The sequence below is a fragment of the Streptococcus sp. SG2 genome (assembly GCF_030439925.1).
Classification (GTDB): Bacteria; Bacillota; Bacilli; order Lactobacillales; family Streptococcaceae; genus Streptococcus; species Streptococcus gordonii.
Genome location: NZ_JAQFJD010000001.1, coordinates 473,642 through 499,074, shown reverse-complemented (window position 1 = coordinate 499,074; position 25,433 = coordinate 473,642). Strand labels below are relative to the sequence as shown.

Here is a 25,433-nt window from a genome sequence, read left to right as displayed (position 1 = left end):
AAGATGACGGAACAATTTTTTGATAAGGAATTAGCAGCGCGTGAGGTTCCTGGAATCCCTGGAATGCTGGAGTTTGATATCCCTGTTCGCGGGGACAACCGAGGCTGGTTTAAGGAGAATTTCCAGAAGGAAAAAATGCTGCCACTAGGCTTTCCTGAAAGCTTTTTTGCAGAAGGAAAACTGCAAAATAATGTCAGCTTTTCTCGTAAAAATGTCCTGCGGGGTCTTCATGCTGAACCATGGGATAAGTACATCTCTGTTGCAGATGACGGTAAGGTGCTAGGTTCTTGGGTCGACCTGCGTGAAGGTGAGACTTTTGGACATACCTATCAGACAGTGATCGATGCCAGTAAGGGTATTTTTGTGCCACGTGGCGTAGCCAACGGCTTCCAAGTACTTTCTGACACTGTTTCTTATAGCTATCTGGTAAACGATTATTGGGCTTTGGAGCTCAAACCGAAGTATGCCTTTGTCAACTATGCAGACCCAGCTCTAGGCATCCAGTGGGAAAACCTAGAAGCTGCAGAAGTCTCTGAAGCGGACAAGAACCATCCATTACTTAAGGATGTAAAACCACTAAGAAAAGAAGATTTGTAAAAAGAATTCTTTTCTGATCCATTAATTGATACTAAAATATACGATTTAGCTCAGCTTCTATCTGAGCGAAGCGAGTGGAAGAATTGATTGCCTAAGTGATATAAAGTATATAATAGAATGTCTATCTTGTTACATAAAAGGTAATCATAAAAATATTAAGGAATAAAAATGACTGAATACAAAAAAATTATCGTGACTGGTGGAGCTGGATTTATCGGCTCTAACTTTGTCCACTATGTTTACAATAACTTTCCAGATGTCCATGTGACAGTGCTGGACAAGCTGACCTACGCGGGTAATCGTGCCAATATTGAAGAAATTTTAGGCGACCGAGTTGAGTTGGTTGTTGGAGATATTGCTGATGCAGCCTTGGTAGATAAGCTGGCAGCTGAAGCTGATGCTATCGTTCACTATGCAGCTGAAAGCCACAATGACAACTCGCTTAATGATCCGAGTCCATTTATCCACACCAACTTCATCGGAACTTACACACTTTTGGAAGCAGCTCGTAAGTACGACATTCGTTTCCACCATGTATCTACTGACGAAGTCTATGGTGACCTGCCTCTGCGTGAAGATCTGCCAGGTCACGGAGAAGGTCCTGGTGAGAAATTTACGGCTGAAACCAAGTACAATCCAAGCTCGCCTTACTCATCAACCAAGGCAGCTTCAGACTTGATCGTCAAAGCTTGGGTGCGCTCATTTGGTGTCAAAGCGACTATTTCGAACTGTTCAAACAACTATGGTCCTTACCAGCACATCGAGAAATTTATTCCGCGCCAGATTACCAATATCTTGAGCGGTATCAAGCCAAAACTCTACGGTGAAGGTAAAAACGTTCGTGACTGGATTCATACTAATGACCATTCATCAGGCGTTTGGACGATTCTGACCAAGGGACAAATCGGTGAAACTTACTTGATTGGTGCTGACGGTGAGAAGAATAACAAGGAAGTACTGGAGCTCATTCTTAAGGAAATGGGGCAGCCAGCTGATGCTTATGACCATGTGACAGACCGTGCCGGCCACGACCTCCGCTATGCCATTGATGCTAGCAAGCTCCGTAATGAGCTGGGATGGAAACCAGAGTTTACTAACTTTGAAGCAGGTCTCAAAGAGACAATCAAGTGGTACACAGACAACCAAGACTGGTGGAAATCTGAAAAAGAAGCAGTAGAAGCTAATTATGCTAAAACACAACAGGTCATTAAATAATTTTAAACAATTTAATGATTCTTAAAGGAGCAGTTATATCATGAAACATAAAATTTTAGTAACAGGTGGGGCAGGTTATATTGGTACTCACACAGTAGTCGAACTTATAAAAGCTGGACATGAGCTAGTTGTTGTGGATAATTTTAGTAACAGCAGCAAAAAGAGTCTAGAGGCTGTCGAAAAAATCGTTGGACAGTCTATTACTTTGTATGAAGCGGACATTTGTGATAAAGAAGCTTTATTAAAAGTCTTTAAGGACTTTAAACCTACTGGAGTGATTCATTTTGCTGGTTTAAAAGCAGTAGGAGAATCTAGCCAAATTCCTCTAACCTATTACGAAAATAATGTTGCAGGTACCTTAACTCTTTTGAGAGTGATGGAAGAAGTTAATTGTAAAAATATTATTTTTAGTTCATCTGCAACAGTTTATGGAGATCCACTTACTGTTCCAATTTTGGAAGACTTCCCTGTTTCTGCTACTAATCCATATGGACGTACGAAATTAATGGCTGAAGAGATTATGACGGACATATACAAAGCAGATTCTACTTGGAATATTGTATTGCTTCGTTATTTCAACCCAATTGGTGCTCATGAAAGTGGTGATTTGGGAGAAAACCCAAATGGAATTCCTAATAATTTACTTCCATACGTAACTCAAGTTGCTGTTGGAAGACTAGAACAAGTACAGGTATTTGGAAATGATTATCCAACTGTAGACGGTACTGGTGTTCGAGATTATATTCACGTGGTTGATCTAGCTAAAGGTCATGTTGCTGCTTTGAAAAAATTTGATGGCAAGCAAGGTTTGAATATATATAACTTAGGGACTGGTAAAGGCTATTCGGTTTTAGAAATTATCCATAGTATGGAAAAAGCTGTTGGCAAACTAATTCCTTATAAGATTGTTGAACGCAGACCTGGTGATATTGCAACTTCATATGCTAATCCAGCTAAAGCCAAAGCAGAACTTGGTTGGGAAGCTCAATTTGATATCTCGAGGATGTGCCAAGATGCTTGGCGTTGGCAGAGCAAACATCCCAATGGATTTGACGAATAGTTATTATTGGAATTTAGAAATTTTAGATAAGCCTAGCACAAATATGTGTTAGGCTTTTTGTAATAGTTGAATATTTTAGAGCTTTCTTAATATAATAATGATGATCTTTTTCACGGATATTATGGTGAATTAATTTTGACTATAGCACATGAACATACCATTAGATAAGATATCTTTCTTTTTCATTCTATGATTTCTCTCCTTCTTGTATGGAAACAGTAGAAATAAGGGCTTGGTTATAGTATAATGAGTCTATATGACTTTTAAGGAGAATGTGAGTTAGTGAAGTCTTCGGAATTATTGATTATTATCCCTGCCTTTAATGAAAGTGGTAATATTCAAAAAACAATCAAGATGATAAAAACACATACACCAGAATTTGATTACGTAATTATCAATGATTGTTCTACAGATAATACTTTGGAAATTTGTCGTGAAAATAAATTTAACGTTATTGATTTGCCAATTAATTTAGGAATCGGCGGTGCGGTTCAAACAGGATACCTCTATGCTGTTCAAAATAATTATCAATATGCTGTTCAAGTAGATGGGGATGGTCAACATAATCCTCAATATATTAAGATGATGCTTGAACGTATAAAAAAAGATAAAGTTGACATGGTAATAGGATCTCGATTTATTGAGAATCAAGGATTTCAGTCTTCTTTCGCTAGAAGAATTGGAATCACTTTTTTTGAAAAATTAATTAAATTATTGACTGGAAAGAAGATCACGGATCCAACATCAGGATTACGAGTTGTTAATAAATCAGTCATTGAATTATTTGCTGAGCACTATCCTAGTGATTATCCTGAACCAGAAACTATAGTTTCCTTATTAGAGGCTGGTTTTAAAGTGGAAGAGATGCCTGTTCTAATGAATGAAAGAGAACATGGTACATCTTCGATTACCTTGACTAAGTCTGTGTATTATATGATTAAAGTATCTATAGCAATACTGGTTGCAAAGATTAGTGGAGGATATAAGAAATAATATGCTTATTTTTTTAATTACTATTCTCATTTTGGCATTTTTGTTTAATATTCTTCGTTTAGTTGCTAAAAAGCAAGTAGAGATGAAAAATGTTATTTCATGGATTGTTTTATCTATCATTGCTCTACCTTTTGTCTGGTTTCCAGACATTCTAACTTTTTTTGCACATCTTATGGGAGTACAAGTGGCTAGTAACTTAATATTCTTTGTTGCTATCTGCTTACTGCTTTATTTAACTTTTTCTTTAACCAGACATCTTTCGAAACAGTCAGTTCAGATTCGTCAATTGGCGCAAAAAATTGCTTTAAAGGAAAAAAATGATCAAGATGAAGAATAAAGTGTCAGCAAAAGAAATATATTTTTGGAATTTACTGGGGAATCTAATGTTTGCTGGTTCCTCAGCTATTTTTATGATGATTGTTTCTAGACTTTCTTCTGCAAAAATGGCTGATGTATTCAGTTTAGCATATGGTATTGCTGGTATATTAGTTGTTCTTGGACTTTTTCAAGTTAGAACCTATCAGGGAACTGATGTGACTTTTAAACATAGTTTTACCAGCTATACGATTGCAAGAGTATTTTCTATTACTCTTATGCTAATTACCTTATTTCCATATCTATTTCTAGTTCATTTTGATTTTTCAGATACATCAAAGCTAGCAGTAGTGGTTTTATATGTTCTGTTTCGGATGTGTGAGGCTATATCTGATTTATTTCAGGGGCTCTTCCAGCAACATGAGAGGTTAGATATTGCTGGTAAATCCATGACAATCAGATACGGTGCAAGTATTTTTATTCTTCTTATCTCTCTAGTTGTTCTCAAATCTTTAGAAGTTTCTCTTTTAATCTTGTTTCTTTTTAATTTTGTATTTGTTTGGATTTATGATTTTCCCAAGTCACTATCCTTTGATAAAGTTTCTTTTGACAAGAGTACCATCAGGTTGCAGGTCAAAGACGCCTTTTTGATTTTAAAAGGCTGTATTCCTTTATTTATTAGCGGTTTCCTTTTAGCTTATATCTTTAATGAACCTAAGATAGCAATTGATAAAGCTATTCAACTTGGAAAATTAGCAGAAGGGCTTCAAAGGAATTACAATATTTTGTTCATGCCAGTGTTCTTCATGAGTTTATTTATCCTTATTCTTCGACCATTAACGACAAGCTTAGCTATTCAATGGCAAAGAAAAGAGTATGCAAAGTTTGATCGAACAGTGAAGCAGATCGGTATCTACTTGCTTGGAGGTGGAGCTATTTTAACGATGTTAGCTTTTTTAATTGGAACTCCTGTTTTAAGTATAGTTTTTGGTGTGGATCTGGCTGGCGACGCTCTGACTTTGACAATTCTAGTTTTCTCTGGGATCCTTTATTCAGTTGGAATTGTTCTTGGAGATATCCTCACTATTTTTAGAATGCAACGAAAACTCATACTGGTATACCTACTTATGTTTATCGTTTCAATTGCTATTACAAATCCTTTTGTAATGTCAAAAGGTCTACTTGGAGCTTCGTATAGTTTTCTGTTTGTAATGCTTATTTATTCAATCGGAAGTTACTTAACTTATATCAAGGTAAGAAAATGGAAAGGAAAGCTTTAATGCCCTTAAATTCTCAACATACCTGGGTGATTTGTGCCTATGGTGAAAGTCAGTATCTAGAAGCGTGTATTCAGTCTTTAAAAAATCAAACTCTTACTTCAAAGATAATTTGTTATACCTCTACACCTTTGACCTCAATTTATGAAATTTGTGGGAAGTATGATATTCCAGTTCATCATAAAACTGGTGGTGGGATTGGAATAGATTGGAATCAAGCATTATCGTTTGTATCTACAAAATATGCTACCATTGCCCATCAGGATGATTATTACGAGCCTAAATTTCTTGAAAAAACTCTGGAAGCTTTTGAGGCTCACCAAGATGGATTGATTACTTTCACTGATTATTTTGAAGAAAAAAATGGAAGTAAAATTGATGCGAATACGAATTTAAAAATTAAGCGCCTTATGCTTGGTACCTTATCAATTTTTCCAACCTCACGTTTTTGGAGAAAGCGCGTCTTAGCTTTTGGAAATCCCATCTGTTGTCCTGCGGTTTCATACAATCTTGAAAAATTAAAAGATTTCCAGTTTGATGAAGATATGAGAGTAAGTCTTGATTGGTATGCTTGGTATAAAATTAATGAATACAAAGGAAGCTTTCTTTATATTCCGGAAGCATTAATGTGCCATCGGATTCATCAAGAATCTGAGACAACCAAGACTATTTCAGATAATACTCGCACAAAAGAAGATTTGTATATGTATAATCTATTTTGGCCAAAGTGGTTTTCAAGAGTGATTATGAAGTTTTATGTCAAGAGTCAGGATACTAACCACTAGGAGATTAATATGAAATTCATGAAAGATGCCTATCAGGCTAACATAAAATATATTTTTACTTTTTTGGTCTTATCCGCTTTTATGTTTGTAATTTATACAAAACATCTTTTGGATGTCCCAAAGATAGGATTGGCAGTTGTTCTTCTTATTGCAGTATTTTTATTATTTTTACCTAAAAAAAATATTGCAATATTTTATGCCCTTGTCTTTTCGGGAGTTTTGACTTCTTTGATAACTCCGGTTTTGAATACTCCTGACGAACCAGTTCATTTAGCTAGAACGATTCATATCGTTGAGGGAGATTTGAATCTAGATAATAGTAAACCTCTTATTTCAGAAGATTTTTTTGATATTTATGATCAAATAAAGTCTCCATTAACTAAAACAAATCTTTTCAATGAAGGTCAGACAGATAAGAAAGTTGATTTCGGTCGTACTACTGATTACCGGGCTACTAATTCATATTGGTTCATTGGTTATATTCCTCAGGCAATTGGCTTTGGAATTGGTAAATTTTTACATTTGAGTGTAGGTATCTCCTATTATTTAGGCAGAATATTTAATGCTTTAGCTTATGCAGTTTTGGCTTATATTGCCATTCGATTATCAGGTAAAGCTAAGCAACTTATAATGATGGTTGCGTTTATTCCAATGAATTTAGTACTAGCTGGCTCATATAATCAGGACAGTGTATCACTCGGATTGGCTTATATTATCGTATCACTCTTTATTAGTTGGGTTAGTGATAGCGAGAAGAAGGTAAGAAATAGAGATTTGATTCTTTATGTCATCATTTGTTGCCTTCTAGCCACGATGAAGCTCCCTTATGTTCTGCTAATTGGATTATTGCTTTTTATTCCAAAATCTAAGTTTAATGGTAGATTCTTTTATGGCAAGGTTATTTCTGCTGTTCTTTGTGTAGGAGCAGTAACTGTATTTTGGTTTTTACTCAGCCAACAAGTGAAATTAGCTAATTTTCAATTAGAAGGTGCTGACTTACGTGGTCAATTAATGAACCTGGTCCATCATCCACAAGATTACCTACCAGTTGTTTTTAAGGAAATGCTTTTGTCTATTAGTCATCTTGATCAACTATTTAATTTTGGTTGGTTGGATCTATCAATGAATGAGGTTCTTATTCCAATTTATGTCTTTTACACTTTAATTGCTTTAGCTAATGTTGGACGTTTTAAAATTCCTTTGATTTCAAAAATTGGAGCAGTGCTGGTTTCGTTGGCAATTATTGGTTTGATTTCTTTGACTCTCTACCTGACATGGACTCCTGTAGGATCATATACTGTCCTAGGTGTTCAGGGAAGATATTATTTGGGAGTCTTAGCTCTAATGCTCCCAGTAATTGTTAGCTGTTCTAAAAATCAATTAAAATTTGATTTTATAACTGATCATTGGATTGTAGAAAGCAGTGTTATTATTGTTGGCTTATCCATGATCCATACTTTAGCAATCATTTATGCGGTAGTTTAATATTTTTATATTTAAATAAAAACAGACGGGAATCTAAGTCCTGTCTGTTTTAATATCAGTCATCTTGACGGTCTTTAAACATGTTGCTATACTTGGTATAACTTAAATTTTTATCCTTGAATAAAGAATGATTAGTTATTTTGCTTGGTTTTGGGGGAAAATATGATTTTAGATTCAATAAAAAAGTATAGATATCCTTTGATTCTATTTTTCTATTCATTATTGTTTGTTCTCGTTTCACATGTGGCGATTAATACTCAGAGTCGTGTATTTGACTATGTTTTTCATTTGACTCGAATAGTCGGATTGTCACAGTCAATCAGTCATTTTGATTTATTGCCTAATTTGAATCATATTTTTGCTTTTGGCACAGGATATGCGGTTCCAATGTTTTATGGTAATTGGCAATTTTATTTACCTGCTCTCTTATTTATGCTAGTTCAGCGGGCTGATTTGGCTTTTGATTTCTTCGCATTCTTGTTGGTTTTTTCCACTTCCTTGACAAGTTTTTATTGCTTCAAAAAAATCAGTCAAGATTCTATTAAAAGTTTGTGTGGAGCTTTGTTAGTTCCTCTCTACTTTCCTTTATTTGGCTATGGTATGACAATGTCCATGCCATTAGCACCTATTCTGTTTTATACCATATACAAGGTTCTGTTTTTAAATAAATATAGCCCGGCTTTATTAGGAATTACCATTGCCTTACTTATTCAAACACATATTTTATCGACTTTGATTTTGGCCATCTATTCACTGATTTTTGTTTTGCTATGTGCTCGTAAATTAACAGTAAAAAAAATAATCTCTTTTCTTGTATCTATTTTTATTGGCATTTTACTTTCGATTGGTTACTTAGCTCAATATCTGGAACAGGTCAGTTCACAAATTTTCTATTTCAATTGGACGGCTCGTGATTTTCCTTTTGAAAACGCAAGTATGTTTAATGTTCCAAATATTTTACAGCTCAAATTTAGCGGGTTGTTTGCACCATTTACATCTTTATTTTTAAAAATTGATATCCTAGCGATTATATTATTCTTTTATCTAGTATATCGTTTTAAATATCTAAGTGAAGCCAGCCAGAAACTTTTAATACTAGTAGCCATTATGGCGGTTTCTACAACAGCAGTTTTACCTTGGAATAGTTTGTTAAAATTTGGTTTTTTGGGTGCTATCCAATATACTGGCCGTCTGCTCTTTTTCGTTCCTTTTCTTTTGATTTGGATCTTAGTTAACGATTTTAGTCACATTTGGTCTATTAGTTTTGCTAGTCTATCAACTTTAGTATATATTGGGATAATTTTAATTTCTTATTCTCCAATTGTCAATCTGAGGACGGATCATAGGAATTATATATCAGAAATAAATCAAAGAATGTATAGTTATTACAAGGGAGATAGAGAACAGTTTTCGAATACTATTGGTGATGAATATTATAATTTAGATGTTGATCCAGTTTCTATACGTGATAGTTCGATTACTCAATTTGATGATGTAGAAGGGGCAAAAATAAAAAATATAAAGTCTTCTTACAATTCTTTAGAATTTGATGTTATCTTAACTGCAAAAAATGCAAGTTTCTTTGTCCCTAGACCTTGGTATAAAGGATATATTGCTGACTATACTAATGGTGCTTCTGGTACTCAGCCTGCTTTGAAGTATCGTCAGTTAAGTCAAGAGGAACAAGAGAAGAATCAGAAACTTCATAGACCCAAGACTCAGAAAATGGCGTTACATAATGGGAAGATTTTTTTAAGAGTTTTTTCTAGTGGCCATGTTAAAATTAGTCATCATAAGACTTTCCTTCAGCATTTCTTTTTCTTGTTTGAAGGACTGTTATGGGGATTTATTATTTTCGTTTTTTATCAAATAAAAAGAAGAAAGAATGGAAAAGCTAGTTTAAAAAATCAAATCAAACTTTACAGGTGAAATATTTTATTATACAATTAACACTTAAAGGAGTAACTATGACCATTTCAGTAATTGTTCCTTGTTACAATGAGGAAGAAAGCCTTCCGCTTTTCTATGCGGAAATGGAAAAAATAAAGCCAAGGCTTCATGATAACATAGAGTATATTTTCGTCAATGATGGTTCCCAAGATAGAACCTTGGAAGTTTTGCATGAACTTAATATGATGGATCCCAATGCTCATTTTATTTCATTTTCTAGGAACTTTGGGAAAGAAGCGGCTTTATATGCTGGTCTTCAGCATGCAAGAGGAGAGCTTGTGACGGTCATGGATGTGGATTTACAGGATCCGCCAGAGCTTTTAGTTGAAATGAAAACCATGTTGGATGAACAGAAAGATCTAGACTGTGTGGGGACACGTCGAACGAGTCGTGATGGTGAGCCACCTATTAGGAGTTTTTTTGCAAATCTTTTTTATAAACTGATTAACAAAATTAGCCAGGTAGAAATGGTGGATGGTGCGCGTGATTTTCGCCTTATGCGTCGACCTATGGTAGATGCTATTTTGGAGGTTTCTGAATATAATCGTTTCTCTAAAGGAATTTTTGCCTGGGTAGGTTTTAAAACAGAGTATTTAGAATATAAAAATGTTGAGCGCGTGGCGGGAAAAACCTCTTGGAATTTCTGGCAACTTTTTAACTATTCTTTAGAAGGGATTGTCAACTTTTCAGAAGCGCCCTTACACATTGCTTTCTTGGGAGGTTTGATTTCCTGGATTCTTGCCTTTCTTTTAGTTGTCTTTATCATTGTAAGGACTTTGGTATTCGGAGATCCTACATCAGGTTGGCCGTCACTCATGACAGTTATCCTCTTTATTGGTGGGTTTCAGTTACTAACCATTGGAATTTTGGGGAAATATATTGGCAAAGTCTTTACAGAAACTAAAAAACGGCCTGTCTACATCATCAAAGAGAAGAGTAAATAAGCAGATTTTTTCTGCTTTTTTTGTTATAATATTTTCATTGAATGTTTATGACAGGAGAGGAATAATACATGATTTTAATCACAGGTTCAAATGGTCAGCTGGGAACAGAACTTCGTCATCTTTTAGATGAGCGCAATGAGGATTATGTTGCAGTTGACGTTGCCGAAATGGATATTACGAATGCTGAAATGGTTGAAAAGGTCTTTGCAGAAGTTAAACCAACCTTGGTATATCATTGTGCCGCTTATACAGCAGTTGATGCAGCAGAGGATGAAGGAAAAGAGCTTAATTATGCCATCAATGTGACTGGAACTGAAAATGTAGCAAAAGCGGCTGAAGCACACGGAGCGACATTAGTTTATATTTCTACGGACTATGTCTTTGATGGCCAAAAGCCTGTCGGTGAAGAATGGGAAGTAGATGATCAACCAGATCCTAAAACAGAATACGGCCGTACCAAGCGTATGGGAGAAGAGTTGGTAGAGAAGTATTCTAGTCGTTTCTACATTATTCGTACAGCTTGGGTCTTTGGTAATTATGGTAAAAACTTTGTCTTTACAATGCAAAATCTAGCTAAGACTCACCCGACTTTGACAGTTGTTAACGACCAGCATGGCCGTCCGACTTGGACTCGTACCTTAGCTGAATTCATGACCTACTTGGCTGAAAATCAAAAGGAATTCGGCTATTACCATCTGTCTAATGACGCTGCAGAAGACACTACTTGGTATGACTTTGCAGTTGAGATTCTCAAGGATACGAATGTAGAAGTTAAACCGGTGGACTCAAGCCAATTCCCTGCTAAAGCAAAACGGCCACTCAATTCAACTATGAGCTTGACTAAGGCAAAGGCGACTGGCTTTGTTATTCCAAGCTGGCAAGATGCCCTGAAAGAATTCTATAAACAAGAAAAGAAATAAGAAGAAGAGGCTGAAACAGGTGTTTCAGTCTTTTTTATAATGATGAAAGAAAGTCATAAATTTATCAAAGGATGCTCTTCTAAAATTAGAATATCCTACTGATCTATCATTTTTTCAGGTCCAAGCTCACATAAAAGTCGATAAAATGGTATAATAGATTGGATTGCAATAAATTTGAATCGGAGAAGAATATGCAACATATCTTTATTATTGGAAGTCGAGGTCTTCCTGCAAAATACGGAGGTTTTGAAACCTTTGTAGAAAAATTAGTTGAACATCAAGTATCTTCTCAATTGCAATATCATGTTGCTTGTTTGTCAGAGCATGAGACAGGACAGCATACCAGGTATAAAGGTGTTGATTGTTTTAGTATTAAAGCACCTAAACTAGGTCCAGCTAGAGTGATTGCCTATGATATGATGGCTATTCGCTATGCTTTAAAAATGGTTAAAGAACAAAACATTGAATCACCCATTTTCTACATTTTAGGAAATACGATTGGTGCCTTTATTGCACCTTTTGCCAAAATGATTCATCAAGCAGGCGGGACATTTTTTATCAATCCAGACGGTCTTGAGTGGAAACGGGCCAAGTGGCCTAAGCCTGTTCAAGGTTACCTTAAGTACTCCGAAAAGTTGATGACAAAACATGCAGATTTGGTTATATGCGATAATCAAGGTATTGAATCCTACATCCAGAATGCCTATCCATGGTCTAAGACGACTTTTATTGCTTATGGTACAGATCTTAAGCTTTCTAGCTTGACTAATCAAGATGAGAAAGTTCGGAATTTCTTCGGAAAATGGCAGAGCAAAGAAGATAACTACTATCTGATTGTTGGTCGTTTTGTGCCGGAAAATAACTATGAGACTATTATCCGAGAATTTATGGCTTCAAATACCAAACGAGATTTAGTTATTATTTGTAATCATGACGGTAATTCCTATTTTGATGAATTGCGACAGAAAACGAACTTTGATCGAGATAAGAGGATCAAATTTGTAGGGACAGTTTATGACCAGGAACTATTGAAATATATTCGCAACCATGCTTTTGCTTATCTTCATGGTCATGAAGTCGGAGGGACTAATCCAGGCTTACTTGAGGCTTTGGCTCAAACAGATCTCAACCTAGTTTTAGGTGTGGATTTTAATCGACAAGTAGCTAGTGAAACGGCTCTTTATTGGAAAAAGGAAAAGAATAGCTTATCTGCTTTGATAAATCAAGTGGACAGTCAAAATGATTTTTCTGATTGGGGTCTAGTTGCTAAGCAAAACATGAAAGATAATTATACTTGGGAAAAGATTGTCGGTGAATATGAGGAGTTATTCTTATCATGAAAGTAAATATCTTGTTGTCCACCTACAATGGTGAGCAATATCTGAAAGAGCAGGTTGAAAGTATCCAGCAGCAGACCTATCAAAATTGGCAGCTTTTTATTCGAGATGATGGGTCATCGGATGGAACTGTTGCTGTTATTCAAGGATTGGTTGCTCAGGATCCACGTATTCACTTTATCAATGAAAATCAGATTGAAAACTTTGGAGTCATAAAGAGTTTTCACACTCTCTTAAAATATGAGAAAGCAGACCTTTACTGCTTTAGTGACCAAGATGATGTCTGGCTCCCTGATAAGATTGCACTTCAAGTGGCCGAAGCAGAGAAATATCCTCAAGATAAGCCGTTACTGCTTTATACGGATTTAAAAGTAGTGGATGAAAACCTGACTGTTCAGCACGAAAGTATGATTCGTACTCAGTCAGATCATGCAAATACAGAACTGGTCCAAGAGTTGACAGAAAACACTGTAACAGGTGGAGTAGCAATGATCAATCACGCCTTGGCTGAGTTATGGACAGGGCAAGAAGCCCATGAACTTCTCATGCATGATTGGTACTTAGCCTTGCTGGCCTCTGCCTTTGGAAAGCTTGTTTATATTGATAAGCCAACCGAGCTATATCGTCAGCATAGCAGTAACGTTTTGGGGGCACGTACTCTTAGAAAAAGGGTGAAAAACTGGGTTCGGCCCCATGTGCTTTTTAATAAGTATTGGCAACTTATCAAGGCTAGTCAAGAGCAAGCAAAAAATTTATTAGATCTGTCTTTGAGCCCTGAAAATAAAGAATTAATTGAAAACTTTGTGACTATCATGGACGTGCCGTTTAGGGAACGCTTAGCACGTATACGCAAATATGGCTACCGTAAGAATCGTGCTTTTCACACTTGTGTTTTTACAACCTTGATATTGACAAAGTTTGCATATAGAGGTAAAAAATAATGTTTGACGTTTTTAGTCAGAAAAATCGAATTTTATTACGAGAGTTAATTAAAACGGACTTTAAATTACGCTATCAAGGATCAGCAATCGGCTATCTTTGGTCTATTTTGAAGCCATTGATGACCTTTAGTATTATGTATATCGTCTTTATCCGTTTCTTGCGTTTAGGTGGAGATGTTCCTCATTTTCCGGTTGCTTTATTATTAGCCAACGTTATTTGGGGATTTTTCTCAGAAGCGACTTCTATGGGGATGGTATCGGTTGTTAGTCGGGGCGATCTTTTGCGTAAGCTAAATTTTTCAAAGCATATTATTGTCTTGTCAGCTATTTCAGGCGCAGCCATTAATTTCGCTATCAATTTAGTCGTTGTCTTGATTTTCTCGCTCTTTAATGGAGTGACCTTCAGCTGGTCGGCTTTGATGGTGATCCCTCTCTTCCTTGAGTTGTTTTTAATGGCAACTGGTTGTGCTCTGATCTTATCAACTTTCTTTGTCCGCTTCCGTGATTTATCTCAAATCTGGGAAGTAGTGCTACAAGCCGGCTTATATGCGACACCAATTATTTATCCTATTACATTTATTGCGGACCGCAACCCATGGGCAGCCAAATTGGTTATGATGAATCCTCTGGCTCAGATTATCCAAGACATGCGTTATTTCTTGATTGATAAGGCCAATACACCTGTCTGGCTTTTGGTTGAAAATAAATTTTTGGTTCTAGTTCCTTATGTATTACCAATTCTTATTTTTCTAGCTGGCTTTGCTTACTTTAACAAACATGCTAAGAAATTTGCGGAGATTCTCTAATGACAGATAAACAAATTGCAGTAAAAGTGGACCATGTCAGCAAGTACTTTAAGTTACCTACTGAGGCAACTAACAGTCTTCGTACTGCTATGGTCAATCGCTTTAAAGGAATTAAAGGCTATAAAGAACAGCACGTTCTTAATGATATTTCCTTTGAAGTAGAAAAAGGAGACTTTTTTGGAATCTTGGGTCGAAATGGTTCAGGGAAGTCTACTCTCTTAAAAATTATTTCTGAAATCTACGTTCCTGAAAAAGGTTCTGTCACAATCGATGGAAAGTTAGTTTCTTTCATTGAGCTAGGAGTCGGTTTTAACCCTGAACTGACAGGTCGTGAAAATGTCTACATGAATGGTGCCATGCTGGGCTTCTCAACAGCTGAAATTAACGCTATGTATGATGATATTGTGGATTTTGCTGAGTTGCATGAGTTCATGAATCAAAAACTTAAGAATTACTCTTCAGGAATGCAGGTTCGTCTTGCTTTCTCAGTTGCCATTAAGGCACAAGGTGATATCTTGATTTTGGATGAGGTTCTTGCAGTAGGAGATGAGGCATTTCAGCGTAAATGTAATGATTACTTCCAAGAACGGAAGAAATCAGGAAAAACGACCATTCTTGTTACCCATGATATGGGAGCTGTCAAGAAGTATTGCAATAAGGCTGTTTTGATTGAAAATGGCTTGGTTAAGGCAATCGGTAGTCCAGAAAATGTAGCTAACCAATATAGTTTTGATAATACAGCACCTTTGCAACATGGAGAAGAAGCGACTGGAGATGGACAAGCTTCTTCGGATGAACAAGTTTTGGTTGAAAACTTTCAATTACAGTTGTTAAGTTCGAATAAGTTACGCCCACAAGATCCAATTCAGTTCCAGATTGACTTTGATGTTCGAGAGGATATTCAAACTTATATTGCTCTTTCTTTAACAGATATCGATCGGAACATTTGGATTTATAATGACAATTCGATGAACCAATTAATGACTGGTGCTGGTCACAAAAGAGTTCATTACACTTGTTCACTTCCAACAGTGAATGATTTGAAAATGAAATTGGAGGTAACAGTCCGAGATGCCGAGGGGCAAATGTTGGCCTTCTCAGATGCTACTCAAACTCCACTCATTTTCATCAATCGAGATGATATAGATTTGGATGATAAGTCTGCTATGGATTCAGCAAGTGGCTTAATCCAGCGCAATGGAACATGGTCAATAACGGACTAGACTGAGGGAGATATGGAAACGACGCCTTTTGTTTCGATTATTTGTACTGTTTTTAACAAAGAACCGTGGTTGAAAAAGACTATTGATAGTTTTTTAGCTCAGAAAACGAGTTTTCCCTTTGAAATTATTTTGGTGGATGATGCCTCAAGTGATGGATCTCGCCGAATAATACAAGACTATCAAGCAAATTTTCCTGATTTGATTCGTGCCTTTTATCATGATGAAAATCAAGGAATTGCCAAAACATGGGTTACTATCTGTAAAGAGGCACGAGGGAACTTCATTGCTCGATGTGATGGTGATGACTTCTGGCTGGATTCTCTAAAGCTTCAAAAGCAAGTAGACTTATTGGAGAGTAAGCCTGACTGTAAATGGTCTAATACAGATTTTGATATCTATGATGAAAAGGGAGACTTTGTTTCCAAAGCAGGCTTTGCTAACAAAACAATCCCACTTGCGGATACTTATGAAAAAATGTTGGCCACCCGAGGGTTTACCATGGCATCTACCTGGTTAGTTGATAGGGACCTAATGCTAGAAGTAAATCAAGAGTTGGATTTAACTACATCAGATGACACCTTTAATCTGCAAATGGAGCTCTTCCAACGAACTTCTTTAGCTTTCCTAGGCGAAGCGACGGTTGCGTATACAATTAACCAAGGGTCAGATTCACGACCTTGTGATTTTAGAAAATTAGAACGTCGTTTTCAAAAGTTGTTAGAAACACAACTAGAGTATCTTGATAAATATCCCAACGCAGATTTTAAAGAGATGACTAAGATTCTTCTTGAACGAAATAATACTTACGAAATTCGTCTATCCAAGCCTATGGATTCTCTGTCTCATATTGGGATGGAGTCTGTTACAGTTTATTTTGGGGATGGTGAAAATGCTTATTCAGAAGAGCGCACTTTTGCCAAACTACTTCAAAAAGAAGACAGCTTAACATTTGAAATTCCTAAAGGAACGTCTGTTATTCGTGTAGATCTTTCGGAACGTCCAAGTTACTATTCTGAAGTAGAATTGAGAGGGCCTGATGGGAATGCATCATCACCTATCTATACGAACGGTGTTATTGCTGACGGCTTGTATTTCTTTAACGAACCTGATCCTCAGTTGATCTATGAAGTTGAAGAAGAAGCAATCTATCAATTGAGCTATAAGATGATTTCTGTGGATGATGCCTCTGCTCCCGATTATATTGGAAAAGTATTTGCGGCTGAAATGTTGGATAGTAGTAATAAGGTTAAAGAGCTTGAAGCTGAATTAGAGGCTACGAAAAAAGCTTACAAGACTGTTATCAATTCAAGACGTTGGACAATCCCAACGAAAATCTTGAAATTCTTAAGAATAAGGAAATAAAATGGAACGATTACTTTTATATGTTCACTTTAATAAGTTCAATCAGATTAGTGAACATGTACTTTATCAGCTTGAAAAAATGCGTCCCCTCTTTAGGAAGGTGATTTTCATTTCAAACAGCAAGATAAGTCAAGATCAGGAAGATGAACTGAAGAAAGAACTAGTTGATGAAGTTCTTTTGAGAAAGAACATCGGTTTTGATTTTGCTGCTTGGCGAGATGGAATGAAAAAGGTCGGCTTTGAAGAATTAAAAAAATATGATTCAGTCACTTTAATGAATGATACATGCTTTGGACCTTTGTGGGATTTAGAGCATATATACCAAGATTTTGAAGTTGATAGAAACGTTGATTTCTGGGGAATGACGAATTATCGTAAAGACAAAGATTTTAATGAGCACATCCAAAGTTATTATCTATCTTTTAAGCAAAATGTAGTCAATTCAGAAGCTTTTCAACTATTCTGGCAAAACATTCAGGATTTTACAGAAGTTCAAGATGTCATAGATCATTATGAAACCCAGGTTACAACTAATTTAGTGCAGGCAGGTTTTCACTATCAGACCGTTTTTAATACAATCCAGGCTGATGCTTCAGGTATGCTCTATCCGGATTTTTCTTACTATAATCCAACCTCTATCCTAAAAAATAGAGTGCCGTTTATCAAAGTAAAAACAATAGCTGCAAATGAAGGATTGACGCCTTATATTTTAAACGACATTGAAAATACAACGGACTATCCTGTTGATTTAATTGTCAAACATATGTCTCGTATTGATTTGCCTGACTATCCTTACTTGCTTGGAAGGAAAATTTTAGATTTGTCTCTTCCAATTTCTCTACCTGATAAGAAAATAGCTGTCCACCTTCATGTTTTTTATGTGGATTTACTAGCTGAATTCCTTCATGCATTTGAATCTTTCCATTTCTCTTATGACTTATTCATTACAACAGATAGCGAAAAGAAAAAGAACGAGATACTTGGCATTTTAGAGGGAAAACAAGCAAAAGCAGAAGTTTTTGTAACAGGAAATGTTGGGCGAGATGTTCTTCCTATGCTTAAATTAAAGAGACATCTATCTCAGTATGACTATATTGGACATTTTCATACAAAAAAATCTAAAGAAGCTGATTATTGGGCGGGAGAAAGTTGGCGTAAAGAGCTAATTAACATGCTTGTTCATCCAGCAGATCAGATAGTTAGTCAATTAGGACAAGATGATCGCTTAGGGCTAGTCATAGCTGACATTCCTAGCTTCTTCCGCTTTAACAGGATTGTAGTCGCCTGGAATGAAGCTCTGATTTCTCCTGAGATGAATAAACTGTGGGAGCGCATGAATTGTCAAAAAGAAGTTGACTTTAAGCAAATGAATACCTTTGTCATGAGCTATGGAACCTTCGTTTGGTTTAAATATGACGCCTTGTCTCCTTTATTTGATTTAAACTTGACGGAGGAGGATGTTCCGAGTGAGCCACTTCCACAAAATTCCATTCTTCATGCGATAGAAAGACTTTTGGTTTATATTGCTTGGGACAAGCAGTATGACTTTAAGATTTCTTATAATCAACTCGGTCTAACAGCTTTTATTGATAACAAGCAACTAAATAATCGAGAAGATTTACAGCCTCATACCTTTGTAGATTTTAACCAGATTGGTGGAATCAAGGGGGCTATGAAATACATCTTTATTGGACCTGCAAGAGCTATCAAATATATCTTAAAACGATTGTTAGGGAAGGGCAAGTCATGAAAAAAGCAGTTAAAATAGAACGTTTTTTATTGTTTATCCTGCCTATTTTATTCTTTTTTATCAATTTGTTCTTAATTCAAAGCCAGTTAGTTAGAGAGACTGATCCAACTGCTCCAGTAAGAATTCTAATTAAGCAAGAAAGAATTTTTTACCTCATTGGGTTAGGTGGCTTTCCAATTTTACTGTCTTGTTATCGTTTTAAATTTGTATCTCTTATTCGCTTAGCTTATATCTATATTTTGTATTCCTTCTTGTCAAATTTAGTTGAAGATGCTTTAAATATCAATAATGAGAGTTATAAAAGTTGGAATTGGTTTGAGCATGTATTTTCTCAAAGAAATTTCTTTCCAGTTTTATTGTGGTTAGTACCTGCGATAGCTATTTTAACCCTGATCTTTAGAGCCCTAAAGATAGTATCTTTTCGTCTGAACAGGATTCAGTTGTCATCCAATGTTGAATTCCTTGTTCTGTCACAAATTTTACTATCTTTCCTTTTGACAGATAGTAAATTTCCTCAAGCACTTTACCAAACTGAATGGTTTATGGCTTTGAATCATAAATATGGCAGTGAATTGTTTACAGAACACCATTTCTGGCTTGTAACAGTGATAGTAGCAGTATTTTCTCTGCTAGCGACATTTATTTCCTACCATTTCGTAAGAGGTTTAAGTCACTTACTTAAAAATAGAAGTTCCTATTCTTTAGCGGTGGCAACTAGTATGACAGCTGCAGTTGTCTTTAACTATTTGATTCAAATTGGACTTGGCAAGGGGACACCTTTTTTAGAATACTACCAGTTGCCTGGAGCGACTAGTCTTCAGATCGTTATTCTCTTTTTGATCTTCTTGTTCTTATACCTGCTCATTAACCGATATTTTTTGACAACAGTCATCTTGATTGGAGGAATGAGCTTATTTGTAATTGCGAATTCAATCAAGTTTAGCATGCGAGGTGAGCCGGTCTTACCAAGTGATATGATTTGGCTTTCTTCACCAAGTACTTTGCTTAGTTTTGTGGATACCTCTTACATGAATGAAGCATTGAAATGGCTAACTATACTGATTATTGGATTTTTAATTCTTAACTATTTCCTTTTCAAAGGAAAAATGATTCAAAAATTCAGTCGTAGGTTTGTAAGACTAGTTTGTGTTTTCTTGTGTTTGATTGGGATTTTTCAGGTGTTTGCTCAGAAGGAAAATGGTAAGGTCAAAAGAAATATACCTGTCATTACAGTTCTGAATAACTTACAAGATATTACCTGGCTTGGTAATGCAAATAATGCACGCTATCGTTCATTAGCTTACGTCTGGATAAATCAATTGACGACAGAAGTAATGGCTAAACCAGAAGGCTATAAGGCGTCTAAGATAAAAGAAATAGAAGAGAAGTATTCTAAAAAGGCAGAGGAGATCAATCAAGCTCGAACAGACAACTTAAAAGATCATACAGTTATTTATGTATTGAGTGAGAGTTTTGCTGATCCAAGACGCATACAAGGGGTCACTCTGACTGAAAATCCGATTCCGAATATTGAAGAGATCAAAACTAAATCAACTAGTGGACTCATGAGATCTGATGGTTATGGTGGAGGAACAGCTAATATGGAATTCCAGACTTTAACTGGTTTGCCATTTTATAATATTTCTCAAAGTGTTTCGATACTTTACACAGAAGTTTTTCCTAAGATGAATAAGACTCCTGTTATAAGTGACTTATACGAAGGAAAAAATAGGATTGCTCTTCACTTAGCAGGTGCCGCAAACTATTCAAGAAACTATATCTATAATCACTTGAATTATGATCGTTTTATCACCGTAGAAACAAAAGGAATTAGTTATCAAAAAGAAGGAGTTAGTCCTAGCGATGCTTCAACTTATCAAATAGTCTTTGATAATATTAAAGAAGGCGATAATCAATTCTTTTCTGTAATGACGATGCAAAATCATTCTCCTTGGCTTGAAGCGAATCCTGAAACAATGGAAGGAAAAGGAGAGGGGTTTACAGACGAAGAAAATTCAAAGCTAACCTTCTATAGTCGCTTGCTTTTTCAAACTGATGTAGCAACCAAAAACTTTCTTGATCAACTGTCAAAAATCAATAAGAAAATAACAGTTGTCTTTTACGGTGACCATTTACCAGGATTGTATCCAACATCGATTTTTAAGAACCAGGAAGAAAATCAATACCTGACAGATTATTTTGTTTGGAGCAACTACGAAACACCAAAACTGAATTATCCACTAGTTAATTCCAGTGATTTCTCAGCTTTAGTCATGGAGCAAACAAATTCTAAAGTCTCACCATACTATGCATTACAAACCGAAGTATTACATAAGGCGAGTGTAGATAAATCTGATCTGGATGCTGAGGCTCAAGAGATAGCTAACGATATGCGAATGATTGAATACGATATGGTTGCTGGTAAAGGATATTTATCAAAAGACTTTTTCAAAGTCCCTCAATAGTTTATAAAAGTGGTTGAAAGCAATCCTAAAGGTTGTTATTTCACCACTTTTTATTTTGAAAATTTCTTATAAAATAATCATTTTATAGGATGATTTATACTCCCATTTTTTCTCAAAATATGCTAAACTAGTTAGAGGAGGATGAGGATATGATAAAGATTTTTGGACAACTTCGATATCACTGGCAACCAGATCTTTCAATCTTAGTTATTTATTGGTCTTTATCTGTCATTCCAATCTTTATTGGACTGTCTTTGATGTATGAGAGTTCGGATGTTCCTACTTTAGTCTTGTTTTTCCTGTTTTTATTTATGGTTTTACTTGGTGTAGGAGTTCATCGTTATTTTACCATTTATGATAATGGGATTTTACGCATCATAACAGCTAATCCCTTTACGCCATCAAAAATCGACATATCAACCATTCGAAAAGTGGCTGTAACGAAAACATCGATCACACTATATTTTGATGGCAAAGAAAAAGGCCGAACTTTTTGTATGAGAAAGTGGCCTAAAAAGTATTTTGTGAATGATTTAGCTTTAAATAAGCATTTTAAAGGTGAAGTCGAATTAGTTGATAACTTGACACACATTGATTACTTTGAAACCTATTATGCTAATCAGGATAAACACTCTTAATCTTTTTTTAGAGCGCGTGTGGGACAATTTTTGATTGCTTCAAGAACATCATCTGATTCTTCAATATGAGTTTCTAGGAGCTCATCATTGTGGGAAAATTTGACAATACCATTGTCATGGTAATCAAAAAGTTCAGAATAGGTTTGGCAGAGCCCACAAGCAATGCATCGTTCTGGGATGAGTGTTACTTTCATAGTCATATTGTAATAAGATTTTTGAAAAAATTCAAGGAGGAAGTCATGGCAAAAGAACCATGGGAAGAAGATATTTACGATAATGGAGAAAAAGATTTGAAAAGAACAAAAAAATCGAGTGATGTTTTAGCGAATAGAGTACTAACTATTTTAGCGGTTATTTTCTTCATCATGGTCATTGTGATTGTTGCAGGAATGATTTATCTTTCTGTTGGTGGCGGTGGGAAAAAAGCCGCTAAAGAAGGTTTTCTTGATACTAGTGCACCTGCTAGTAGTCAAGTAGCTAGTTCTGCACCTGCTGCAAGCTCTGAAACTAGTTCTGAAAGCACAACAGCTTCATCTGAAGGAACTATTACTGTTCAAGCTGGAGAAGGAGAAGCAGCCATTGCTGCTAGAGCTGGAATTTCTATTGCTGAATTAGAGCGCTTAAACCCTTCTCATATGACAACTGGATCATGGTATGCTAATCCAGGCGATGTTGTTAAAACTCGTTAGGAGGATACTATGAAACAGATTCAAATCGCAATTGATGGTCCAGCTTCCAGTGGGAAGTCCACGGTTGCAAAAATAATTGCTAAAGATTTGGGTTATACTTATCTTGATACAGGGGCTATGTATCGTGCAGCAACTTACTTGGCTTTGCAACATCAGCTTACTGCAGCAGATACAGAAGATATTATTAGACTGTTGGATGACTATTCTGTGAGTTTCGGTCGTTCTGAGTCTGGTCAACAGTTAGTTTTTGTTGGGGATGTAGATGTGACTCATCCGATTCGCGAAAATGATGTTACCAATAATGTTTCTTGGGTTTCTGCTATTCCAGAAGTTCGGGAAAAATTAGTATCTCTTCAGCAACAGATTGCCAGTCAAGGTGGCATTGTTATGGATGGTCGTGATATTGGCACGGTCGTGCTACCAGATGCCGAGCTCAAGATTTTCTTAGTGGCTTCAGTTGATGAACGAGCTGAACGTCGCTATAAAGAGAATTTAGAAAGAGGTATTTCAGCAGATCTTGAAGTCTTGAAGAAGGAGATTGCTGACCGAGATTATAAAGATAGTCACCGTAGTGTTTCTCCTTTACGCCCGGCTGATGACTCCATCACATTTGATACAACAGGAGTAAGTATTTCTGATGTAGTGGCATTTATTGAGGAAAAAGCAAAAAAAATTCTTGACAAGTAAGCAGAAACTTGGTATGATAGTAGAGTTGAGAAAAGCAGAAGTGAGAGCTTCTCGCCTTGCGACTAACGTTGTCTGGCTCTACGGATTAAGTTTCAGTAATGAAATACTATCATGTAGTGCGGGCTTGCGTTAGCAAGTCCGCTCTTGTTTTTCTCGAATACTCAACTAAGTTTGGTCTAAATTAATGAATTAAATGCTGGTCAATTTATGACGTAAGCATTGAGTTCTAAAAATTTGATTCAGATTTGGAAGAGTAGAAAAATAAAAAAGAGGTGAAAACTATAGCAAAGCAAGACTTATTCATCAATGATGAAATCCGTGTACGTGAAGTTCGTTTAATTGGTCTTGAAGGTGAGCAATTGGGAATTAAGCCACTTAGTGAAGCGCAAGCACTTGCTGACGATGCTAATGTGGACTTGGTTTTGATTCAACCACAAGCTAAGCCGCCTGTTGCGAAAATTATGGACTACGGAAAGTTCAAATTTGAGTATCAGAAAAAACAAAAGGAACAACGTAAAAAACAAAGCGTTGTAACTGTAAAAGAAGTGCGTCTTAGTCCGACCATTGATAAGGGAGACTTTGATACTAAACTTCGCAATGCACGCAAGTTCCTTGAAAAAGGAAATAAAGTTAAAGTTTCCATTCGCTTCAAAGGGCGGATGATTACCCATAAAGAGATTGGGGCTAAAGTTTTAGCGGAATTTGCTGAAGCAACTCAAGATGTTGCCATTATTGAGCAAAGAGCTAAGATGGATGGACGTCAAATGTTTATGCAGTTAGCACCGCTTCCAGACAAAAAATAATTTTGTCAAAAGTTAAAAAAAGGAGAAATTTATCATGCCAAAACAAAAAACACACCGCGCATCAGCTAAACGTTTCAAACGTACAGGTTCTGGTGGCTTGAAACGTTTCCGTGCTTACACTTCACACCGTTTCCACGGAAAAACTAAAAAACAACGTCGTCATCTTCGTAAAGCATCTATGGTGCATTCAGGAGATTTTAAACGTATCAAAGCAATGCTTACTCGCTTGAAATAAGAGCAAGTTAATCACTGAATTATTCTAGGAAATATTGGAGGAAATAAAACATGGCACGTGTTAAAGGTGGCGTTGTATCGCGCAAACGTCGTAAACGTATTCTTAAATTAGCAAAAGGTTACTATGGAGCAAAACATATCTTGTTCCGTACTGCAAAAGAGCAAGTAATGAACTCTTACTACTATGCATACCGTGACCGTCGTCAGAAAAAACGTGACTTCCGTAAATTGTGGATTACTCGTATCAATGCGGCTGCTCGTTTGAATGGACTTTCATACTCACAATTGATGCATGGTTTGAAATTGGCTGAGATTGAAGTTAACCGTAAAATGCTTGCTGACTTGGCTGTTAACGATGCAACAGCTTTCACAGCTCTTGCTGATGCAGCTAAAGCAAAACTTGGCAAATAATTAAAATTGGTCCTCAGGGACCTTTTTTGTTTTTAAAATGCTGATTGTAAAAAAATATAACGATTTATAAAATCGATAAATGGGAACTTGGTTTCAAAAATGTTATAATGTACAAAAGGAGGAATTATATCTTATGGCTTCAAAAATGCTACATACTTGCTTGCGAGTGGAGAACCTTGAAAAATCAATCGCTTTTTATCAAGATGCTTTCGGATTTAAAGAATTGCGTCGCAAGGATTTTCCAGATTATGCCTTCACCATTGTATACCTAGGACTTGATGGTGACGACTATGAATTAGAATTAACTTATAATTATGATCACGGTCCTTATGTCGTAGGGGATGGATTCGCTCACATCGCTCTTAGCACACCTGATCTTGAGGCTCTCCATCAGGAACATAGTGCTAAAGGTTATGAGGTTACCGAACCAAAGGGTCTACCAGGTAATCCACCAAACTATTACTTTGTTAAAGATCCTGATGGCTACAAGGTCGAAGTGATTCGCGAGAAATAATTTGGTTTATAGTTTACTATTTCAAAAGATAA

At 36.1% G+C, this 25,433-nt stretch carries 26 protein-coding genes and 1 other annotated feature; of the genes, 25 read left to right on the top strand and 1 reads right to left on the bottom strand.

Annotation, left to right across the window (positions count from 1 at the left end):
* Positions 1–3 precede the first annotated feature (3 nt).
* The 19 genes from PCY09_RS02450 (at position 4) to PCY09_RS02360 (ending at position 22,063) form a co-directional block, all read left to right on the top strand.
* Positions 4–597, top strand: a complete 594-nt coding sequence (locus tag PCY09_RS02450) for a dTDP-4-dehydrorhamnose 3,5-epimerase family protein (RefSeq protein WP_045502671.1) — start codon at positions 4–6, stop codon at positions 595–597.
* Between the two features lie 168 nt (positions 598–765).
* Complete coding sequence (gene rfbB, locus PCY09_RS02445; protein ID WP_045502678.1) at positions 766–1,812, top strand: dTDP-glucose 4,6-dehydratase; 1,047 nt, start codon at positions 766–768, stop codon at positions 1,810–1,812.
* A 40-nt stretch (positions 1,813–1,852) separates the two neighbouring features.
* Positions 1,853–2,872, top strand: a complete 1,020-nt coding sequence (gene galE, locus PCY09_RS02440; protein ID WP_045502683.1) for a UDP-glucose 4-epimerase GalE — start codon at positions 1,853–1,855, stop codon at positions 2,870–2,872.
* Positions 2,873–3,154: 282 nt separating this feature from the next.
* A complete protein-coding gene (locus PCY09_RS02435) occupies positions 3,155–3,865 on the top strand; it encodes a glycosyltransferase family 2 protein (RefSeq protein ID WP_012000430.1) in 711 nt (236 codons plus the stop codon).
* A 1-nt stretch (position 3,866) separates the two neighbouring features.
* Positions 3,867–4,202, top strand: a complete 336-nt coding sequence (locus PCY09_RS02430; protein WP_045502687.1) for a DUF2304 domain-containing protein — start codon at positions 3,867–3,869, stop codon at positions 4,200–4,202.
* Entirely contained in the window at positions 4,192–5,460 is a 1,269-nt protein-coding gene (locus PCY09_RS02425) for a lipopolysaccharide biosynthesis protein (RefSeq protein ID WP_045504786.1), read from the top strand. The genes PCY09_RS02430 and PCY09_RS02425 overlap by 11 nt, the downstream gene beginning before the upstream one ends.
* Positions 5,460–6,242: a glycosyltransferase gene (locus PCY09_RS02420; RefSeq protein WP_045502689.1), complete on the top strand. Its 783-nt coding sequence runs from the start codon at positions 5,460–5,462 to the stop codon at positions 6,240–6,242. The genes PCY09_RS02425 and PCY09_RS02420 overlap by 1 nt, the downstream gene beginning before the upstream one ends.
* Before the next feature lie 9 nt (positions 6,243–6,251).
* Complete coding sequence (locus PCY09_RS02415) at positions 6,252–7,727, top strand: DUF2142 domain-containing protein (RefSeq protein WP_045502694.1); 1,476 nt, start codon at positions 6,252–6,254, stop codon at positions 7,725–7,727.
* Positions 7,728–7,889: 162 nt separating this feature from the next.
* The gene (locus PCY09_RS02410) at positions 7,890–9,656 is read left to right on the top strand and encodes a hypothetical protein (RefSeq protein WP_045502697.1); all 1,767 of its coding nucleotides are present in this window, start codon (positions 7,890–7,892) and stop codon (positions 9,654–9,656) included.
* 38 nt (positions 9,657–9,694) lie between these two features.
* Entirely contained in the window at positions 9,695–10,621 is a 927-nt protein-coding gene (locus PCY09_RS02405; protein WP_045502701.1) for a glycosyltransferase family 2 protein, read from the top strand.
* A gap of 68 nt (positions 10,622–10,689) precedes the next feature.
* Positions 10,690–11,541, top strand: a complete 852-nt coding sequence (rfbD, locus tag PCY09_RS02400) for a dTDP-4-dehydrorhamnose reductase (protein ID WP_045502703.1) — start codon at positions 10,690–10,692, stop codon at positions 11,539–11,541.
* Positions 11,542–11,732: 191 nt separating this feature from the next.
* Positions 11,733–12,881, top strand: a complete 1,149-nt coding sequence (cps2T, locus tag PCY09_RS02395) for a beta 1-4 rhamnosyltransferase Cps2T (protein ID WP_125397014.1) — start codon at positions 11,733–11,735, stop codon at positions 12,879–12,881.
* On the top strand, positions 12,878–13,819 hold the full coding sequence (locus tag PCY09_RS02390; RefSeq protein ID WP_125397015.1) for a glycosyltransferase family 2 protein: 942 nt from the start codon (positions 12,878–12,880) through the stop codon (positions 13,817–13,819). Before cps2T ends, PCY09_RS02390 begins: the two co-directional genes overlap by 4 nt.
* The gene (locus PCY09_RS02385; RefSeq protein ID WP_045502712.1) at positions 13,819–14,625 is read left to right on the top strand and encodes an ABC transporter permease; all 807 of its coding nucleotides are present in this window, start codon (positions 13,819–13,821) and stop codon (positions 14,623–14,625) included. Before PCY09_RS02390 ends, PCY09_RS02385 begins: the two co-directional genes overlap by 1 nt.
* Positions 14,625–15,848, top strand: a complete 1,224-nt coding sequence (locus PCY09_RS02380) for an ABC transporter ATP-binding protein (protein ID WP_045502715.1) — start codon at positions 14,625–14,627, stop codon at positions 15,846–15,848. Before PCY09_RS02385 ends, PCY09_RS02380 begins: the two co-directional genes overlap by 1 nt.
* A 12-nt stretch (positions 15,849–15,860) precedes the next feature.
* A complete protein-coding gene (locus tag PCY09_RS02375) occupies positions 15,861–17,210 on the top strand; it encodes a glycosyltransferase family 2 protein (protein ID WP_045502718.1) in 1,350 nt (449 codons plus the stop codon).
* A 1-nt stretch (position 17,211) separates the two neighbouring features.
* Complete coding sequence (locus PCY09_RS02370) at positions 17,212–18,960, top strand: rhamnan synthesis F family protein (RefSeq protein WP_045502720.1); 1,749 nt, start codon at positions 17,212–17,214, stop codon at positions 18,958–18,960.
* A complete protein-coding gene (locus tag PCY09_RS02365) occupies positions 18,957–21,425 on the top strand; it encodes an LTA synthase family protein (protein ID WP_125397016.1) in 2,469 nt (822 codons plus the stop codon). Before PCY09_RS02370 ends, PCY09_RS02365 begins: the two co-directional genes overlap by 4 nt.
* Positions 21,426–21,574: 149 nt before the next feature.
* Positions 21,575–22,063 (top strand): EbsA family protein, encoded by a 489-nt coding sequence (locus PCY09_RS02360; protein ID WP_008808776.1) that lies wholly within the window; start codon positions 21,575–21,577, stop codon positions 22,061–22,063.
* Here PCY09_RS02360 and PCY09_RS02355 read toward each other — a convergent pair.
* Complete coding sequence (locus PCY09_RS02355) at positions 22,060–22,257, bottom strand: ferredoxin (protein ID WP_012000445.1); 198 nt, start codon at positions 22,255–22,257, stop codon at positions 22,060–22,062. The genes PCY09_RS02360 and PCY09_RS02355 overlap by 4 nt on opposite strands.
* Before the next feature lie 45 nt (positions 22,258–22,302).
* Between PCY09_RS02355 and PCY09_RS02350 the strand changes: the two genes are divergently transcribed.
* The 6 genes from PCY09_RS02350 to PCY09_RS02325 all read left to right on the top strand — a co-directional run bounded on the left by PCY09_RS02350 (position 22,303) and on the right by PCY09_RS02325 (position 25,401).
* Entirely contained in the window at positions 22,303–22,752 is a 450-nt protein-coding gene (locus PCY09_RS02350; protein WP_012000446.1) for an SAG1386/EF1546 family surface-associated protein, read from the top strand.
* Positions 22,753–22,761: 9 nt separating this feature from the next.
* Positions 22,762–23,439, top strand: a complete 678-nt coding sequence (gene cmk, locus PCY09_RS02345) for a (d)CMP kinase (RefSeq protein WP_045502730.1) — start codon at positions 22,762–22,764, stop codon at positions 23,437–23,439.
* Positions 23,440–23,465: 26 nt separating this feature from the next.
* Positions 23,466–23,595, top strand: a sequence feature (ribosomal protein L20 leader region).
* Positions 23,596–23,711: 116 nt separating this feature from the next.
* Positions 23,712–24,242, top strand: coding sequence for a translation initiation factor IF-3 (infC, locus tag PCY09_RS02340; protein ID WP_008808772.1), 531 nt, complete (start codon positions 23,712–23,714; stop codon positions 24,240–24,242).
* A 34-nt stretch (positions 24,243–24,276) separates the two neighbouring features.
* On the top strand, positions 24,277–24,477 hold the full coding sequence (gene rpmI, locus PCY09_RS02335) for a 50S ribosomal protein L35 (protein ID WP_001125942.1): 201 nt from the start codon (positions 24,277–24,279) through the stop codon (positions 24,475–24,477).
* Positions 24,478–24,527: 50 nt separating this feature from the next.
* A complete protein-coding gene (rplT, locus tag PCY09_RS02330; RefSeq protein ID WP_012000448.1) occupies positions 24,528–24,887 on the top strand; it encodes a 50S ribosomal protein L20 in 360 nt (119 codons plus the stop codon).
* A 133-nt stretch (positions 24,888–25,020) separates the two neighbouring features.
* Positions 25,021–25,401, top strand: coding sequence for a VOC family protein (locus PCY09_RS02325; protein ID WP_000157141.1), 381 nt, complete (start codon positions 25,021–25,023; stop codon positions 25,399–25,401).
* The last annotated feature ends 32 nt before the right edge of the window (positions 25,402–25,433 follow it).

Excerpts from the sequence above, each read along its gene's own strand:
- PCY09_RS02450 (WP_045502671.1), top strand. The coding sequence starts at position 4 with ATGACGGAACAATTTTTTGATAAGGAATTAGCAGCGCGTGAGGTTCCT.
- rfbB (WP_045502678.1), top strand. The coding sequence starts at position 766 with ATGACTGAATACAAAAAAATTATCGTGACTGGTGGAGCTGGATTTATC.
- galE (WP_045502683.1), top strand. The coding sequence starts at position 1,853 with ATGAAACATAAAATTTTAGTAACAGGTGGGGCAGGTTATATTGGTACT.
- PCY09_RS02430 (WP_045502687.1), top strand. The coding sequence starts at position 3,867 with ATGCTTATTTTTTTAATTACTATTCTCATTTTGGCATTTTTGTTTAAT.
- PCY09_RS02425 (WP_045504786.1), top strand. The coding sequence starts at position 4,192 with ATGAAGAATAAAGTGTCAGCAAAAGAAATATATTTTTGGAATTTACTG.
- PCY09_RS02420 (WP_045502689.1), top strand. The coding sequence starts at position 5,460 with ATGCCCTTAAATTCTCAACATACCTGGGTGATTTGTGCCTATGGTGAA.
- PCY09_RS02415 (WP_045502694.1), top strand. The coding sequence starts at position 6,252 with ATGAAATTCATGAAAGATGCCTATCAGGCTAACATAAAATATATTTTT.
- PCY09_RS02410 (WP_045502697.1), top strand. The coding sequence starts at position 7,890 with ATGATTTTAGATTCAATAAAAAAGTATAGATATCCTTTGATTCTATTT.
- PCY09_RS02405 (WP_045502701.1), top strand. The coding sequence starts at position 9,695 with ATGACCATTTCAGTAATTGTTCCTTGTTACAATGAGGAAGAAAGCCTT.
- rfbD (WP_045502703.1), top strand. The coding sequence starts at position 10,690 with ATGATTTTAATCACAGGTTCAAATGGTCAGCTGGGAACAGAACTTCGT.
- cps2T (WP_125397014.1), top strand. The coding sequence starts at position 11,733 with ATGCAACATATCTTTATTATTGGAAGTCGAGGTCTTCCTGCAAAATAC.
- PCY09_RS02390 (WP_125397015.1), top strand. The coding sequence starts at position 12,878 with ATGAAAGTAAATATCTTGTTGTCCACCTACAATGGTGAGCAATATCTG.
- PCY09_RS02385 (WP_045502712.1), top strand. The coding sequence starts at position 13,819 with ATGTTTGACGTTTTTAGTCAGAAAAATCGAATTTTATTACGAGAGTTA.
- PCY09_RS02380 (WP_045502715.1), top strand. The coding sequence starts at position 14,625 with ATGACAGATAAACAAATTGCAGTAAAAGTGGACCATGTCAGCAAGTAC.
- PCY09_RS02375 (WP_045502718.1), top strand. The coding sequence starts at position 15,861 with ATGGAAACGACGCCTTTTGTTTCGATTATTTGTACTGTTTTTAACAAA.
- PCY09_RS02370 (WP_045502720.1), top strand. The coding sequence starts at position 17,212 with ATGGAACGATTACTTTTATATGTTCACTTTAATAAGTTCAATCAGATT.
- PCY09_RS02365 (WP_125397016.1), top strand. The coding sequence starts at position 18,957 with ATGAAAAAAGCAGTTAAAATAGAACGTTTTTTATTGTTTATCCTGCCT.
- PCY09_RS02360 (WP_008808776.1), top strand. The coding sequence starts at position 21,575 with ATGATAAAGATTTTTGGACAACTTCGATATCACTGGCAACCAGATCTT.
- PCY09_RS02355 (WP_012000445.1), bottom strand. The coding sequence starts at position 22,257 with ATGAAAGTAACACTCATCCCAGAACGATGCATTGCTTGTGGGCTCTGC.
- PCY09_RS02350 (WP_012000446.1), top strand. The coding sequence starts at position 22,303 with ATGGCAAAAGAACCATGGGAAGAAGATATTTACGATAATGGAGAAAAA.
- cmk (WP_045502730.1), top strand. The coding sequence starts at position 22,762 with ATGAAACAGATTCAAATCGCAATTGATGGTCCAGCTTCCAGTGGGAAG.
- rpmI (WP_001125942.1), top strand. The coding sequence starts at position 24,277 with ATGCCAAAACAAAAAACACACCGCGCATCAGCTAAACGTTTCAAACGT.
- rplT (WP_012000448.1), top strand. The coding sequence starts at position 24,528 with ATGGCACGTGTTAAAGGTGGCGTTGTATCGCGCAAACGTCGTAAACGT.
- PCY09_RS02325 (WP_000157141.1), top strand. The coding sequence starts at position 25,021 with ATGGCTTCAAAAATGCTACATACTTGCTTGCGAGTGGAGAACCTTGAA.